Origin of the sequence: Pseudomonas mosselii, from assembly GCF_005796105.1 — a bacterium.
Taxonomy (GTDB): domain Bacteria; phylum Pseudomonadota; class Gammaproteobacteria; order Pseudomonadales; family Pseudomonadaceae; genus Aquipseudomonas; species Aquipseudomonas mosselii_C.
Window position 1 is genome coordinate 131,319 of the sequence record NZ_VAUO01000002.1, and the last position, 14,632, is coordinate 145,950.

General features: G+C 63.8%; 12 protein-coding genes and 2 pseudogenes. 3 read left to right on the forward strand and 11 right to left on the reverse strand.

Annotation, left to right across the window (positions count from 1 at the left end; genetic code table 11):
• Window positions 1–19: 19 nt before the first annotated feature.
• The 7 genes and pseudogenes from FEM01_RS05525 to FEM01_RS05550 all read right to left on the reverse strand — a co-directional run bounded on the left by FEM01_RS05525 (window position 20) and on the right by FEM01_RS05550 (window position 6,700).
• Window positions 20–814, reverse strand: a complete 795-nt coding sequence (locus FEM01_RS05525; protein ID WP_138218290.1) for a transglutaminase family protein — start codon at window positions 812–814, stop codon at window positions 20–22.
• On the reverse strand, window positions 811–1,761 hold the full coding sequence (locus FEM01_RS05530; protein ID WP_138218291.1) for an alpha-E domain-containing protein: 951 nt from the start codon (window positions 1,759–1,761) through the stop codon (window positions 811–813). Before FEM01_RS05530 ends, FEM01_RS05525 begins: the two co-directional genes overlap by 4 nt.
• 3 nt (window positions 1,762–1,764) lie before the next feature.
• Window positions 1,765–3,174, reverse strand: coding sequence for a circularly permuted type 2 ATP-grasp protein (locus tag FEM01_RS05535; protein ID WP_138218292.1), 1,410 nt, complete (start codon window positions 3,172–3,174; stop codon window positions 1,765–1,767).
• 189 nt (window positions 3,175–3,363) lie between these two features.
• Window positions 3,364–3,963, reverse strand: a complete 600-nt coding sequence (locus FEM01_RS05540; protein ID WP_138218293.1) for a tRNA-uridine aminocarboxypropyltransferase — start codon at window positions 3,961–3,963, stop codon at window positions 3,364–3,366.
• A gap of 150 nt (window positions 3,964–4,113) precedes the next feature.
• A pseudogene (locus FEM01_RS24655) lies at window positions 4,114–5,088 on the reverse strand (methyl-accepting chemotaxis protein); the annotation flags it as partial.
• A 309-nt stretch (window positions 5,089–5,397) separates the two neighbouring features.
• Window positions 5,398–5,679: pseudogene (locus tag FEM01_RS24660) on the reverse strand (PAS domain-containing protein); the annotation flags it as partial.
• A gap of 127 nt (window positions 5,680–5,806) precedes the next feature.
• Window positions 5,807–6,700 (reverse strand): LysR family transcriptional regulator, encoded by an 894-nt coding sequence (locus tag FEM01_RS05550; protein ID WP_138218295.1) that lies wholly within the window; start codon window positions 6,698–6,700, stop codon window positions 5,807–5,809.
• Window positions 6,701–6,925: 225 nt separating this feature from the next.
• Between FEM01_RS05550 and speB the strand changes: the two genes are divergently transcribed.
• The gene (gene speB, locus FEM01_RS05555; RefSeq protein ID WP_138218296.1) at window positions 6,926–7,876 is read left to right on the forward strand and encodes an agmatinase; all 951 of its coding nucleotides are present in this window, start codon (window positions 6,926–6,928) and stop codon (window positions 7,874–7,876) included.
• Between the two features lie 284 nt (window positions 7,877–8,160).
• Entirely contained in the window at window positions 8,161–9,540 is a 1,380-nt protein-coding gene (locus FEM01_RS05560) for a sodium:solute symporter (RefSeq protein ID WP_138218297.1), read from the forward strand.
• A 74-nt stretch (window positions 9,541–9,614) separates the two neighbouring features.
• On the opposite strand, the gene FEM01_RS24490 is transcribed toward FEM01_RS05560, so the two are convergent.
• Both FEM01_RS24490 and ptrR read right to left on the reverse strand, forming a co-directional pair.
• Window positions 9,615–9,743, reverse strand: a complete 129-nt coding sequence (locus FEM01_RS24490; protein ID WP_256206021.1) for a PA1414 family protein — start codon at window positions 9,741–9,743, stop codon at window positions 9,615–9,617.
• Window positions 9,744–9,866: 123 nt separating this feature from the next.
• On the reverse strand, window positions 9,867–10,760 hold the full coding sequence (gene ptrR / locus FEM01_RS05565) for a putrescine utilization regulator PtrR (protein WP_138218298.1): 894 nt from the start codon (window positions 10,758–10,760) through the stop codon (window positions 9,867–9,869).
• 106 nt (window positions 10,761–10,866) lie between these two features.
• On the opposite strand from ptrR, the gene FEM01_RS05570 reads away from it, so the two are divergent.
• Window positions 10,867–12,039 carry an MFS transporter gene (locus FEM01_RS05570; RefSeq protein WP_138218299.1) on the forward strand — a complete coding sequence of 391 codons (1,173 nt, stop codon included), beginning with the start codon at window positions 10,867–10,869 and terminating at the stop codon, window positions 12,037–12,039.
• On the opposite strand, the gene FEM01_RS05575 is transcribed toward FEM01_RS05570, so the two are convergent.
• Together FEM01_RS05575 and FEM01_RS05580 are read right to left on the reverse strand one after the other, a co-directional pair.
• Window positions 11,990–12,916 carry a DMT family transporter gene (locus FEM01_RS05575; RefSeq protein ID WP_138218300.1) on the reverse strand — a complete coding sequence of 309 codons (927 nt, stop codon included), beginning with the start codon at window positions 12,914–12,916 and terminating at the stop codon, window positions 11,990–11,992. The two genes, FEM01_RS05570 and FEM01_RS05575, sit on opposite strands and share 50 nt — an antisense overlap.
• Before the next feature lie 248 nt (window positions 12,917–13,164).
• Window positions 13,165–14,487: a DEAD/DEAH box helicase gene (locus tag FEM01_RS05580; RefSeq protein ID WP_138218301.1), complete on the reverse strand. Its 1,323-nt coding sequence runs from the start codon at window positions 14,485–14,487 to the stop codon at window positions 13,165–13,167.
• Window positions 14,488–14,632 lie beyond the last annotated feature (145 nt).

A 14,632-nucleotide genomic window follows, 5' to 3' on the forward strand; every position in this document is an offset into this window, starting at 1 on the left:
AGATGAAAGGGGGGCGCTGTTACTGTTGAGCCTCGGGCAGCGAACTGACCAGGACCTGCGCCTGCATCGACTCGGTTCCGCCGCCACGGCGCATGCCGCGTACCGGGCAGGCGTCGAGGTAGTCATGCCCGACCGCCAGCTTCAGGTGGCGTTCGGGCCGGGCCAGGCGGTTGGTCACATCGAAGCTGTACCAGCCGTCATCGAGCCAAACTTCGGCCCAGGCATGGCTGGCCAGATGGCTTTCGTCCTCGGTGCACAGGTAGCCCGAAACATAGCGCGCCGGCACGCCCAGACTGCGCGCGCAGGCCAGAAAGGCATGGGTATGGTCCTGGCACACCCCGACACGCCTGGCGAAGGCTTCGGCGGCCACGGTATCGACCGTCGTGGCGCCAGGGCTGTAGGGCATATGATCGGCCAATCCGTTCATCAAGTCGGTCAGCGCCGCGCGATCGCGGCGGGCGCCACAGTGCTTCACGGCAAAGGCGCGCAGGGCCTCATCCGGGCTGCTGAGCTTGCTCGAACGCAGGAACGGCAACGGCGACTGGGTATCGTATTCCACCTCCAAGTACTGATCGATCTCCACCTCACCGTGGGCGCTGAGCATCAGCGCCCCATGCGGCTCGTCGAGGGTCAGCACATGCAGCACGTTGCCATATGGGTCGAGCTGACTGCCCACCGCGCGCGGCAGTTCCAGTTGCCATTGCAGGATGCGCTGGCGGGCGCTGCTCTTGGGCGTCAGGCGCAGGAGCTGGATGCTCATGCACACGTCATCGGAGTAGTGATAGGTGGTGTCATGGCGGATGGACAGTCTCATACTACCTCCAGGTAGGAATCGTGAACGTTCTGCCCCAAGTGGTTGATCTGACCGATGTAGTGGGTCAGCCACTGGTGCAGCCCGGACTCAAGAATCTCTTCGATACCGGTGAAGCGCAGCCGTGCGCTCAGTTCAGCCGCCAGGCGCTGCGCTGGCCGCCCGTTTTCGCCCGGCAATCCCGCCAGCAGGTGCGCCAGCTCCTCGACACAGGCATGCAGCGAACGCGGCACATCCGCGCGCAACAGCAACATCTCCGACACCTGCTCGGCGCCCGGCGCTGTACGGTAGATTTCGTTGAACGCCTCGAATGAAGACAGCGCGCGCAACAAGGCGCTCCACTGGTAATAGCCGCGGGCCGAGTCGTCGCTCACCTCCTCGGACTCCTCGCCGAACATTTCGTAGCGTGCATCGAGCAGGCGCAAGGTGTTGTCGGCACGCTCCAGGAACGTGCCCAGGCGGATGAAGCCATAGGCTTCGTTGCGCATGATGGTGCCGGACGTGGCGCCACGGAACAGGTGCGAGCGCTCCTTGACCCACTCGCAGAAGTGGTTGATGCCATAGCGCGCCAGGCCTTTGTCGGCGATGTTGCGCATTTCCAGCCACGTGGCGTTGATGTTCTCCCACATATCGGCGGTAATCCGCCCACGCACCGCATGGGCATTGGCACGGGCCGCGCGTAGACAGCAGTAGATGCTGCCGGGGTTGCTGTCGTCCAGGGCGAAGAAATGCAGCATGCGCTCCACGTCGAGTTCGCCATGCCGACGGTGATAATCGTCCAGCGTTCCGGCCGCCAGCAGCGACATTGCCAGCTCCGCGCGGCCATCGCTGCGGCCAGCCTGGGGCATCAGCGATAGCGAGTAGCTCACTTCGAGCATGCGCGCGAGGTTCTCCGCGCGCTCCAGGTAACGGGACATCCAGTACAGGTCCGAAGCGGTCCTTGAAAGCATCAGTCAGTCCTCCACCACCCAGGTGTCCTTGGTACCGCCGCCCTGCGACGAGTTCACCACCAGCGAGCCCTCGCGCAGTGCCACGCGGGTCAGGCCGCCAGGGACCAGACGGGTTTCCTTGCCCGACAGCACGAACGGGCGCAGGTCGATATGCCGAGGCGAGATACCGCTCTCGACGAAGGTTGGGCAGGTGGACAGGCACAGCGTCGGCTGAGCGATGTACGCCTCAGGACGCGCCTTGATACGCGCGCGAAAGGCCTCGATCTCTGCCGCCGTGGCCGCCGGCCCAACCAGCATGCCGTAGCCGCCTGAACCTTGGGTTTCCTTAACCACCAGCTCCGGCAGGTTGGCCAGCACATGAGACAGCTCGGCGGGCTTGCGGCATTGCCAGGTCGGCACGTTGCGCAGGATCGGCTCCTCGGCCAGGTAATAGCGGATCATGTCGTCGACATACGGGTAGATCGACTTGTCATCGGCCACCCCGGTGCCCACGGCGTTGGCCAGCACCACGTTGCCAGCGCGGTAGGCGGTGATCAGGCCGGGTACACCCAGCAGTGAGTCAGGGTTGAAGGTCAGCGGGTCGAGGAAGGCGTCGTCCAAGCGACGGTAGATCACATCCACCGCCTGGGGGCCTGAGGTGGTGCGCATGAACACGCGGTTGTCGCGCACGAACAAATCGGCACCTTCCACCAGTTCCACACCCATTTCGCGGGCCAGGAAGGCATGCTCGAAATACGCGCTGTTGAAGCGCCCCGGGGTCAATACCACGGTGGTGGGGTTGTCCAGCGGGCTTGAGCTTTTGAGGGTATCGAGCAGCAGGTTGGGGTAGTGATCGATGGGCGCCACCCGCTGGGCGGCGAACAGCTCGGGGAACAGGCGCATCATCATCTTGCGGTCTTCGAGCATATAGCTCACGCCGCTGGGGGTGCGCAGGTTGTCTTCGAGCACGTAGTAGCTGCCGTCGCCATCGCGCACCAGATCGACGCCAGCGATGTGCGCATAGATACCCCGGTGCAGGTCCAGCCCCTGCATGGCCACCTGGTAGCCGTCATTGGCCAACACCTGCTCCGGCGGGATGATGCCCTGCTTGAGGATGCGCTGGTCGTGGTAGATGTCTTCGAGGAACAGGTTCAGGGCCTGCACCCGTTGGATGCAGCCGCGCTCGACCACCTGCCATTCGCTGGCCTTGATGCTGCGCGGAATGATATCGAAGGGGATCAACCGCTCGGTCCCCTGCTCATCCCCGTACAGAGTGAACGTGATGCCAGCCCGATGAAACAACAGATCAGCCTCGCGACGACGCTGGTCCAACAGCTCCAACGGCGTGTTGGACAACCAGCGTGCGAACGCCTGGTAATGGGGCCGGCAAGTGCCCGCCGCATCGTACATCTCATTGAAAAAGTCCCGAGGCATACTCAACTCCTGACCACGCGATGCATATCCGTTAACGATGCGCAGTTGACCTAGCAATAGCAGTGCCGAAAACACGCCACATCAGGTGCGCCAAGGGGTACGCAGGGGACGACTGGCGCGGCGACGCACCAGAACAGGGCGCACGCTAGCGCGCGCCTCCTGGGATGAACCAAAACAGGCTGCCGAGACTCAAGGCTCTGCGTGATTGCGCGCGAAGGTTTCCTGCCCCATGGCGCTGATCTGTCCTTCGATCAAGGCGTCGAAGGGGCGCAGCAAGGCGTCGAAGCCGGTCGGTGCCTCCAGCGTGTTCAATGCGTGCACCACCGCTTCGAGGGTCGACAACGCCCCAGGCTCGGGCGCCTTGCGCAGGCGATAGCGCGACGGCGCGACCTGCGCCAGGGTAACCCTTGGCAGCGTTTCCAGCAGTGGATTCAGGTACAGCAGCTTGCGCGCCTTGCGCCAGGTGCCGTCGGGGACGATCAGCAGCAACGGGCAGGTGTCTGGCATGGCGTAGGCATCCAGCACCTGTGCTTGTGCCCCGGGGAACAAGAGTGCCGGACGATAGCCAGGGGTTTGCAGCAAGGCGTCCAGATCTTCGAACACTTCGCCCACGCGCAACTCGGCATTGACCAGCCCCAGGGCCGCCAAGCGCGCCGTGTTGAGGGCGTGCGCCGACTCGCTGGGGTGCTGCAGCAACACGACACGGGTGCGGCTGGCGAGGCGCGGGATCAGCGGGCAAAGGCAATGGGCGAGCGGGCGCTGGCAGCGCTCGCAGCGGGGTCTGGGCATGAGGGCCTCCGTTGGCGGGCGAATTTTGCCACATCCCGAAACTTTCAGCCCGTTCTGCGCAGCAGGCGCGGGCAGGCCCGCACCCACTGGAAACACACGTGTCAAGCGATGGGAACGGGCTTGACCGTGGACCGCACGGCACGCCGTACCCTATCGATTGAACCGCTCCGCTAGGCTGTGCAGGTACTCCGCCATGCGTTCGAGGTCCTGGCTGATCTCGGCGCCTTGCCTGGCCTGGCCCGCACTTTCATCGCACAGTTGTGCGATGCGCACGATCTGCTGGTTGATATCCTCGGCCACATGGCTCTGCTGCTCGGAGGCCGTGGCCATCTGCTGGCTCATGCCGGTGATCCGGCTGACTGCCTGGGCGATACCGGCCAACGCCTGCTGCACCGCCTCGACACTGTGCACGCTGTCCTGGGAGATCTGCTGGCCACGGCTGGCACTGGCCACCGCGCGGTCGGCGCCCGAGCGCAAGGTGGCGATCAGCTGGTGGATCTCGTCGGTGGAAGCGCGAGTGCGCTGGGCCAGCGAACGCACTTCATCGGCCACCACGGCAAAGCCCCTGCCCTGCTCACCGGCACGGGCCGCCTCGATGGCCGCATTGAGCGCCAGCAGGTTGGTCTGCTCGGCGATCGAGGTGATCACATCCACCACCCCGCCGATCGACTGGGTCTGCTCGGCCAGGGCGTTGACCGCCTGGCCGATATCGCTGACCGCCTCGCTCATGCTGCCCATGGCGCGCAGGCTTTGCTGCGCCAGGTCGCTGCCCTGCTGGGCAAGCTGGTCAGCGTCGCCGGCAGCGTGGGCAGTGCTTTGTACGTTATGCGTGACTTGCTGGATAGTCGCGGCCATTTGCGCGATGGCGGTGGCCGACTGGTCGGTCTCGCTGCGCTGACGATCGAGCATCTGCGCCTGCGAATCGGACAGCTCGGACGATTGCGCAGCCCGCGACTTCACCCCAACGCCGGCATCGACCAGGCGCGTCAGCGCGGTCTGCAAGCGCGCCTCCTCACTGAAAATAGCCAGGTCCAGCTGGCCGCGCAGCCCAGGGCTGTCGCTGTAGGTCAACGCCACCAGCGGGCTGGTGAAGGCCTTGGGGTGCTCGCCGAGGGTACTACGGATCGCCTGGTTCTGGCGCACTTCGATCAGGTACCAAGCCACCAGCAAGCTAGCCATCAGCACGCCCAGGGCGGCATAGGCCGGCAGCCACAGATACGCCAGCGCCGACAGGGCTCCGGCGCCGATCAACGGCCAGCCGCTACTCATGAACTGCGCCAGCCGCGCCGCCCATGGCACTGGCGCACGGCCGCCACGCAAGCGCGCATACAACGCCTCGGCGCGGCGGATTTGCGCGCGGCTGGGCACCGATCGCACCGATTCGTAGCCACTGATCCGGCCATTTTCGTACACCGCCGTGACATACGCGCTGACCCAGTAGAAATCGCCGTTCTTGGCGCGGTTCTTGACCACCCCCATCCAGGGCTTGCCTTGCTTGATGGTGTCCCACATATGCCCAAACACCGACGGCGGCATGTCGGGATGGCGCACCAGGTTGTGCGGCTGTCCCACCAGCTCGTCATAGGTGAAACCGCTGATGGCCACAAAAGCATCATTGCAATACGTGATGCGGCTGTTCAGGTCGGTGGTGGAAATCAGCCGCTGTTCGTTGGGAAACGTTCTCTCGTGTTCGGTGACGGGCAAATTCATGCGCATCGTTGGCGGTCCCTTGCTGATCCAGATGAGTGGTAAAACATCAAACCACGTAGAGGTTTAGCAGAAGGCCAGCACGACAGCAGCAAGTTTTGCAGGAAATTCACTCGGCCTGATGACCTGCACGATTTCAGCCGACGTTGAGCTGGCTCTTGAGCAGGTCGCGGAAGGTCTGGATCAAGGGTTCGCGGCTGCGACCGCGGCGAATGATGAGCGAGAACGGCGCCTGATAACCGAAAGTGGCCGGCGACAGCACGCGCAAGTCACCTTTGTCGACCCAGGCCTGGGCGTAGTGCTCGGGCAAATAACCGATGTAGGCGCCAGAGAGGATCAGGATCAGCTGCGCCTCCATGCTTTCCACGGTCGCAGCGCTGTGCTTGAAGCCGTGTCGGGCCAACTCTGCCTGGCTCCAGTAACCCCGCCCGACCATGCGCTGCTGGGTGATCACCGGCTCCGGGATACGCCGTTCGCCGTACAGCGGATGCCGGCTGCTGCAATACAACCAGTGCTGCTCGCGGTAAAGCGGCTGGTACAACAACCCACTCATGCGCGAGGAAAACGCGCCGATGGCCAGGTCCAGGCGGTTGTCCTGCACGCCCAGTTGCAGCTCATAGGGGCTTGAGACCGACAGGTGCAAGTGCACCGCCGGGTGCTCCTGGCTATAGGCACCAATGGCCTCGGCCAGCGGCAAGGCGCGGTCGCCCACGGTGGAATCGATCACCCCCAGGTTGAGGGTGCCGCGCAGCTCGCCCTTGAGCGCGGCGGCGTACTGCTCGAAGCCGTCCAGCTCGCCCAGCAGGCGCAAGGTTTCCTGATGGAACAACTCGCCCTTGCTGGTCAGGCTGAACCCGCCTCGGCCGCGGTGGCACAGCACGATACCCAAGGCGCTTTCCAACTGGCTCATGTAGGTACTGATGGCCGAGGTGGACAGGTTCAGGTCGCGCTGGGCATTAGCGAATCCCTGGTGGCGCACCACGCTGGCGAAGATCCGCAGCAGTTTCAGGTCGGGCAGCGATGAGGCCATGGAATCAGGGGTCCGCTGGATGGCAATGGCCAGAGTCTAACGCGCCCCGGCGCGGTTAGTTCATAAAATCCTGAAGTAAGTTTTTGTCGGTAGCGATTCTTCCCACGCACTACCTTGCGCAGACTGCGGCGAAATGTCCCTGCTCGCCGGCATCCTTGGTCTTTCAGGCGTGTGGCGGAACAGGTTCGAACAAACAGAACAATCGACCGACTGATGAGGCCCACCGTGGACAAGATTCTCCACCAACCACTGGGCGGCAACGAAATGCCGCGTTTCGGCGGCATCGCCACCATGCTTCGCCTGCCCCACCTGCAAAGCGCTGAGGGCCTGGACGCCGCGTTCATCGGCGTACCGCTGGACATCGGCACCTCGCTGCGCTCAGGCACTCGCTTCGGCCCTCGGCAGATCCGCGCCGAATCGGTGATGATACGCCCGTACAACATGGCCACCGGCGCCGCCCCGTTCGACTCGCTGTCAGTAGCCGACATCGGTGACGTGGCGATCAACACCTTCAACCTGCTGGACGCCGTGCGCATCATCGAAGAAGCCTACGACGAGATCCTCGAACACAACGTCATCCCCATGACCCTGGGTGGCGACCACACCATCACCCTGCCCATCCTGCGTGCCCTGCACAAGAAGCACGGCAAGATCGGCCTGGTGCACATCGATGCCCACGCCGACGTCAACGACCACATGTTCGGCGAGAAGATCGCCCACGGCACCACCTTCCGCCGCGCCGTGGAAGAAGGCCTACTCGATTGCGACCGCGTGGTGCAGATCGGCCTGCGCGCCCAGGGCTATACCGCCGACGACTTCAATTGGAGCCGCCGCCAGGGCTTTCGCGTGGTGCAGGCCGAAGAATGCTGGCACAAGTCGTTGCAACCACTGATGGCCGAAGTGCGCGAGAAGGTCGGTGGCGGCCCTGTGTACCTGTCGTTCGACATCGACGGCATCGACCCTGCCTGGGCACCGGGCACCGGCACCCCGGAGATCGGCGGCTTGACCACCATCCAGGCGATGGAGATCATCCGCGGCTGCCACGGCCTGGACCTTATCGGCTGTGACCTGGTCGAAGTCTCCCCGCCTTATGACACCACCGGCAACACCTCGCTGCTGGGGGCCAATCTGCTGTTCGAAATGCTCTGCGTGCTGCCAGGGGTGGTACGCCGCTGATTGCAGTGAAGCCCTGTTTTTTGTAGGAGCGGCCTCGTGCGCGATGGGCTGCGCAGCAGCCCCAACCTCTGCACATGCGGTGGTACAGGAAATCCGCGGCTGCTAAGCAGCCCATCGCGCACAAGGCCGCTCCTACAGAGATCTCTGCGACGAATTGATTCACCCCCGGCAGGAGCCATCCGGGAGGGCCACTGAGGCCCGCCAACACAAGACAGCACCGCCGGGCGCCATGAGCCGCCTGGGCGGCTGATCTCGCCATAATAAAGATAATCGGGAGACCCCCAATGGCCTTGGACATCATCGTTGTACTGATCTATGCCGTCGGCATGCTCGGGCTGGGCTACTACGGCATGCGCCGCGCGAAGACCCATGAAGACTACCTGGTAGCCGGGCGTAACCTCGGCCCGACCCTGTACATGGGCACCATGGCCACCACCGTGCTGGGCGGTGCCTCCACCGTCGGCACCGTACGCCTGGGCTATGTGCATGGGATCTCCGGCTTCTGGCTGTGCGCAGCCCTGGGCCTTGGCATCATCGCGCTGAACCTGTTCCTCGCCAAACCGCTACTGCGCCTGAAGATCTTCACCGTCACCCAGGTGCTGGAGCGTCGCTACAACCCCATGGCACGCCAGGCCAGCGCGGCGATCATGCTCGCCTACGCGCTGATGATCGGGGTGACCTCGACCCTGGCCATGGGCACCGTGCTGCAAGTGCTGCTGGATGTGCCGTTCTGGATGGCGCTGCTGTTCGGCGGTGGCGTGGTGGTGGTGTACTCGACCATCGGTGGCATGTGGTCGCTGACCCTGACCGACATCGTCCAGTTCATCATCAAGACCGTAGGCCTGATGTTCATCCTGCTGCCGGTGTGCCTGTACAAGGCCGGTGGCTGGGACATGCTGGTGGCCAAGCTGCCGGCGTCCAGCTTCAGCTGGACCACCATCGGCTGGGACACCATCATCACCTACTTCCTGATCTACTTCTTCGGCATCCTGATCGGCCAGGACATCTGGCAGCGCGTGTTCACCGCGCGTGACGAGAAAGTCTGCCAGCGCGCCGGTACCACCGCAGGCGTCTATTGCGTGCTGTACGGCCTGGCCTGCGCCTTGATCGGCATGGCCGCCCACGTGCTGATGCCGGATCTTGCCAACCCCAACAACGCATTTGCCGAGATGATCAAGGGCCAACTGCCCGAGGGCGTGCGAGGCCTGCTGATGGCCGCCGCACTGGCCGCGATGATGTCGACCGCCAGCGCAGGCCTGCTGGCCGCCTCGACCACCTTGACCGAAGACCTGCTGCCCAAGCTGCGTGGCGGCAAGCAGTCGAGCCTGGGCATCAATCGCCTGTTCACCCTGCTCACCGGCTTGGTGGTACTGGGCATCGCGCTGGCAGTGAACGATGTGATCAGCGCCCTGACCCTGGCCTATAACCTGCTGGTGGGCGGCATGCTGATCCCGCTGATCGGGGCGATTTTCTGGAAGCGCGCCACCACCGCCGGGGCCATCGCCAGCATGTCGTTGGGCTTTGCCACCGCTCTGCTGTTCATGTTCAAGGACGGCCTGGACGCCAACTCACCGATTTACTACAGCCTGGCCATTGGCCTGGTGAGTTTCGTGCTCGTCAGCCTGGCTTCGCGCAAGCCAGCAGCGGCGGTGAACCTGGCCTGAAACGATCAGAACACCGATAAAACGCAAAAGGCCGGCGCATCTTCACGATGCGCCGGCCTTTTGCTGCGGTGGAATCAGCGGCGGCGCGGCTGGCGCTTACGCTGTTCTTCGTCGGTCGGGATTGGCACCGGCTGTAAGGGTGGCGGTAGCAAACCCAAGGCGACGGCGAGGTCGTGGAGCCAGTTGTACATGCGTTCGTTCATAGTGCCCCCTCGACGGGTCAGCCTCACGGTCAGTCAATCCTGCGATGCTTCATACAGATCATAGCCCTATGTCCTGCATTGCGCATTCGCCTGTTCTACACATAGGGATGATTTTGACTCGGATCAAGCACTGGCCGCAGCTTCCGACGGTCGGCTAATCGTTTCGCTTTGTTGCAGATCGATCCAGGCCTGCAGATTGGCCCCGCGCATGCCTTGGCGCCACATCAGCCAGGTCGTCGCCTGATCGAAGGGGGCTTGCAACCGATGCGCCCGCACCCGGTCACGGCCTGGCAGGCTGTCGAGCATCGATTGCGCCATCAACGCCACGCCCGCACCTGCGATCACACAGGCCAGCATGCTCTGGTAGGACTCGATTTCCATCACCCGCCCCATGGGCGTGTGCGCATGCGCGTACCAGGCTTCAAGGCGCATGCGGTACGAGCAGCCCTGGCGGAAGGTGAACACCGCCTTGCCGGCGACATCCTTGGCGGTGCGCACCGGCGGGTGTTCGGGGCTGCTGATCAGCACCAGGGTTTCGTCGCACAGTGGCACGCCATCGAGCCCGGCCAGGCTGGGCGGGCCGTCCACCAGCGCGGCATCGAGCGTATGGTTGAGCAACCCTTCGAGCAGCTCGCCACTTGGGGCGGCCTGCACTTGCAGGTTCACCGCAGGGTAGGCCTGGTGATAGCGCGCCAGCAACGCCGGCAGGTGGATGGCGGCGGTGCTGTACATAGTGCCCAGCACGAAGTCCCCCGCCGGCTGGCCGCCCTGCACCGCCGCCATCGCTTCGTCGCGCAGCGCGGACAGGCGGTTGGCGTAGTCCAGCAGCACCTTGCCGGCAGGCGACAACTGCAAGCGCTGGCGCTCGCGCAGGAACAGCTCCACGCCCAACTGCTCTTCGAGCTGTCGCAGGCGTGTGGACAGGTTCGACGGCACGCGATGCAGGCGCTCGGCGGCACGCGTGACCGAGCCCTCTTCGGCTACAGCCTGGAAAATACGCAGCTGGCTGAACTCCATGAGATTCTCCAAAACAGAACAACTTGATCATCATTATTCAATTTTACTGAAAGTCAATCACGCCTAACCTGCCAGCCATCACATCCTTTCGAGCAGGAGACTCAGCATGTCGCTCTTCGCCCAACTGCTGGCCAGCGCCGTGGCCTTGATGATGGCCATGGGTATCGGGCGTTTCGCCCTGACCCCGCAACTGCCCCGGCTGATCGCAGAAGGCCAGCTCGACCTGACCGCCGGCGGCCTGATCGCGGCAGCCAACTACCTAGGCTATTTTCTGGGCGCGGTGGACGGCATGTTCGCCCGTCAACCCAGCCAAGTACGCTTGCGCCTGCACGCGGGGCTATGGCTGTGCGTGCTGCTGACCCTGGCCTCAGCAGCCGCCGACGGATTCTGGAGCCACCTGCTGCTGCGTTTCGGCACAGGCATCGCCAGCGCCTGGGTACTGGTGATGATCACCAGTCTCACCCAGCAACTGGCCAACGCACACGGCTGCCAACGCCAGGGCGCCCTGGTGTTCGCCGGGCCCGGTGCCGGTATTGCGCTGACAGGGCTGCTGGCGTTGGTGGCGCATCTGCTTGGGCTCGGTTCGTCGGCGCTGTGGTTGATCTACGCCGTGGCGGCGCTGGTGATGCTGCTGGCGGTGCTGCCGTGGCTGCCGCGCGCCGTGCAGCCCAGTGCTGGCGTGATCAACCAAGGTCCGACCCGTGGTACGGGGATTGGCCGCCTGGGCCTGGTGTACGCACTGTATGGCATCGGCTATATCCTGCCCGCCACGTTCCTGTCGCAGATGGCCAGCCATCAGTTCCACGGCCAATGGCAGGCCGACCTGTTCTGGCCAGCGTTCGGTCTGGCGGCAGCACTCGGCGTGCTGGTGGTTGGCCTGCGTAGGCCACGTCGTACCGCAGCCTGGCTCAGCGCAACCCTGTGGCTGCAAGGCCTGGGCGTGCTGGCCTGCCTGCTGGGCGATGGCCTGGGCCTAGCGCTGGGGGTGCTGCTGTGCGGTGGGCCGTTCCTGGCCTGCATGCAGCTGGTGATGCAGCGCTCGCGGGAGTTGGCGCCGCATGCCACGCAACGCAATGCCGGTCTGCTCACCGCATGCTTCGCCCTTGGCCAACTGAGCGGCCCACTGCTGGCGGCAGTCAGCAGCCATGTCAGCGGCGGCTTGCAACCGGCGCTGATCCTCGCGGCCATGGGCCTGGGCGTGGCCGGCGTGCTGGTGCTGATGAAAGGGCTTAACCCACCACTTTGCGCAGTTGCTGGCGCACCCACTGTTCAGCGCTGACCATGATCACACCGATCAGCACCATCACCGCGCCGAGCACGAAATTCAGGCTTAGCGGCTCATCCAGCAACAGCACACCGAAGGTCACGCCGAACAGCGGGGTAATAAACGAGAACACTGCCAGGTTGGACGCTAGGTATTTGCGCAGCAGCCAGAACCAGGTCAGGTAGCTGACGAACGACACCACCACGCCCTGGAACAGCACGCTGCCCACCGCCAGCGGCGTGAGGGTGAACTGCCCGATCTGACCGCTCAGCAAGGCAATCAGAACCAACCCGGCAAAACCGACGGCCAACTGGTAGAACAGGGTGAGTGTCGCTGGCGCTTCGGATAACTTCGAAGCGCGCACCACCACCGTGGTTGCCCCCCAGGCCAGCCCGGCGAGCACGCCAAAAGCATCACCGAGCAACATGCGCCCGTCCAATTGCTCGAACGACACGCCTCCGGCGAAGGCCAGGGCGATACCGCCGAACGCCAGTACGATGCCCAGCCACTGCAACAGCCGCAGCCGTTCGCTAGGCATCATCACATGCAGTCCCAGGGCAGTGAAAATGGGCGCGGTATACAGAAACACCGACATGTGCGCCGCCGAGGTCAACTTCAGGCCCTCGGCGATGAACAGGAACTCCAGCCCGAACAACGCACCGGCCAGCAGCCCCGCGCGCCAGGTACTGCCCACCTGCTCCCAGCCGCCACGCCAGCAGATCAGCAACCCCACCAGCACAGCCGCAATACCATTGCGAAACGCCGCCTGCATCACCGGCGCGATGTCCATCGCCGCCGACTTGATCAAAACCTGCTGGCAGCCCCAAATCAGGCACAGCCCCAGCATCACCTGCAAGGCAAAGGCGTCGGGATTCTTGCGGGCCTCGCTCATAGGCGGGCTCCTTTTATCGAATAGGTCATTGGCACGGCTCGGCAGTCGAATGGGATCCAGCAGGGATTATCGAGTCGTGGGCTCTTCAATGCCATCTTTGATCGCGTCGGGTCGGCCAGCGCTTGGGCGCGGCGCGCGGCATTGAACAACCTGGGCTTTGGAACAGCTTGGAAAAAGCCCTACAACGTTCAGGGAAAGCCTAGAAGCACCCGCCACCGTTGCAGTGGCGGGCCTGATCGAGCGCGGTGTTACTCAGCGGCTGGCTTGCGCTTTTTCAGTGGTGCAAGGCCATCGGCACTGGCCAATGGACCTTTGGCTTTCGGCTTGGCGGCCGGCTTGCGCTTGGCGGCGCCCTTCTTCTCGCCGGTTTTCTTCTCGACCTTTTTCTTCTTGGTGCCAGCGGCCTTGCCCGAGGCCTTGACCTTTTTCGGACCGCTATAGGTGCCCTTGACCTCCTTGATGACGCGGCGCTCGAACTGCTGCTTGAGGTAGCGCTCGATACTCGACATCAGGTTCCAGTCGTTATGGGTGATCAGCGAGATCGCCAAGCCCTCGCCACCAGCGCGGCCAGTACGCCCGATACGGTGCACGTACTCGTCGCCGCTGCGCGGCATGTCGAAGTTGATCACCAGGTCCAGGCCGTCGATGTCCAAGCCGCGGGCGGCGACGTCAGTGGCCACCAGCACCTTGGAGCCGCCTTCCTTGAAGCGGTCGATGGCCAGTTTGCGGTCTTTCTGGTCCTTGTCACCGTGCAACACGAAGGCTTTGACGTCCTTGGCTACCAAATGGCCGTAGATGCGGTCGGCCAAGGCACGGTAGTTGGTGAAGATGATCGCCTTCTGGTAGGTCTCGTTGGCCAGCAACCACTGCACGATCTGCTCCTTGTGCTGATCGTGGTCGGCGGTGATGACCTGCTGGCGGGTGCCTTCGGCCAACTGCAAGACGCTGTTGAGCATCAGGTGCTCGGGGTCCTTGAGGACCTTGCCAATGATGTCGCGCAGCGCAGCACCACCGGTGGTGGCGGAGAACAGCAAGGTCTGCTCGCGGTTCTCGCACTCCTTGCACAGGCGCTCCATGTCTTCGGCAAAGCCCATGTCGAGCATGCGGTCGGCTTCGTCGAGCACCAGCACCTGCACGTGGGACAGGTCGAGGTTGCCGGCATTGAGCTGCTCGAGCAAGCGGCCCGGAGTGCCGATCAGCACGTCCGGCACCTTGCGCAGCATGGCGGCTTGTTCCTTGAAGTCCTCACCGCCGGTGACCAGGCCCGACTTGATGTAGGTGAACTGCGAGAACAGTTGCACCTGCTTGAGGGTCTGCTGGGCCAGCTCGCGGGTCGGCAGCAGGATCAGCGCGCGGATTTCCACGCGCGGTCCGCTCAGGTCGACCAGGCGGTTGAGCATCGGCAGCACGAAGGCTGCGGTCTTGCCGCTGCCGGTCTGCGCCGTCACCCGCAGGTCACGCCCTTGCAGGGCCAGGGGAATGGCCGCCGCCTGCACCGGGGTCGGCTCGACAAATTTCAGCTCGGCCACGGCTTTGAGCAGGCGTTCGTGCAGGGCGAATTGGGAAAACACGGGGGTAACCTCGGGCAAGTGCGAAAAATTCAAGTTGCATAGGGTAACGTTTTCCGTGGCCAGAACCGAATTTCTTTTGGCAACTTTGCGCCGATCCGCGCTCTAATGCGGCTTCGTACCGCAACACAGACCGCTTTGACGACTT

Excerpts from the sequence above, each read along its gene's own strand:
- FEM01_RS05525 (WP_138218290.1), bottom strand. The coding sequence starts at position 814 with ATGAGACTGTCCATCCGCCATGACACCACCTATCACTACTCCGATGAC.
- FEM01_RS05530 (WP_138218291.1), bottom strand. The coding sequence starts at position 1,761 with ATGCTTTCAAGGACCGCTTCGGACCTGTACTGGATGTCCCGTTACCTG.
- FEM01_RS05535 (WP_138218292.1), bottom strand. The coding sequence starts at position 3,174 with ATGCCTCGGGACTTTTTCAATGAGATGTACGATGCGGCGGGCACTTGC.
- FEM01_RS05540 (WP_138218293.1), bottom strand. The coding sequence starts at position 3,963 with ATGCCCAGACCCCGCTGCGAGCGCTGCCAGCGCCCGCTCGCCCATTGC.
- FEM01_RS05550 (WP_138218295.1), bottom strand. The coding sequence starts at position 6,700 with ATGGCCTCATCGCTGCCCGACCTGAAACTGCTGCGGATCTTCGCCAGC.
- FEM01_RS05560 (WP_138218297.1), top strand. The coding sequence starts at position 8,161 with ATGGCCTTGGACATCATCGTTGTACTGATCTATGCCGTCGGCATGCTC.
- FEM01_RS24490 (WP_256206021.1), bottom strand. The coding sequence starts at position 9,743 with ATGAACGAACGCATGTACAACTGGCTCCACGACCTCGCCGTCGCCTTG.
- ptrR (WP_138218298.1), bottom strand. The coding sequence starts at position 10,760 with ATGGAGTTCAGCCAGCTGCGTATTTTCCAGGCTGTAGCCGAAGAGGGC.
- FEM01_RS05570 (WP_138218299.1), top strand. The coding sequence starts at position 10,867 with ATGTCGCTCTTCGCCCAACTGCTGGCCAGCGCCGTGGCCTTGATGATG.
- FEM01_RS05575 (WP_138218300.1), bottom strand. The coding sequence starts at position 12,916 with ATGAGCGAGGCCCGCAAGAATCCCGACGCCTTTGCCTTGCAGGTGATG.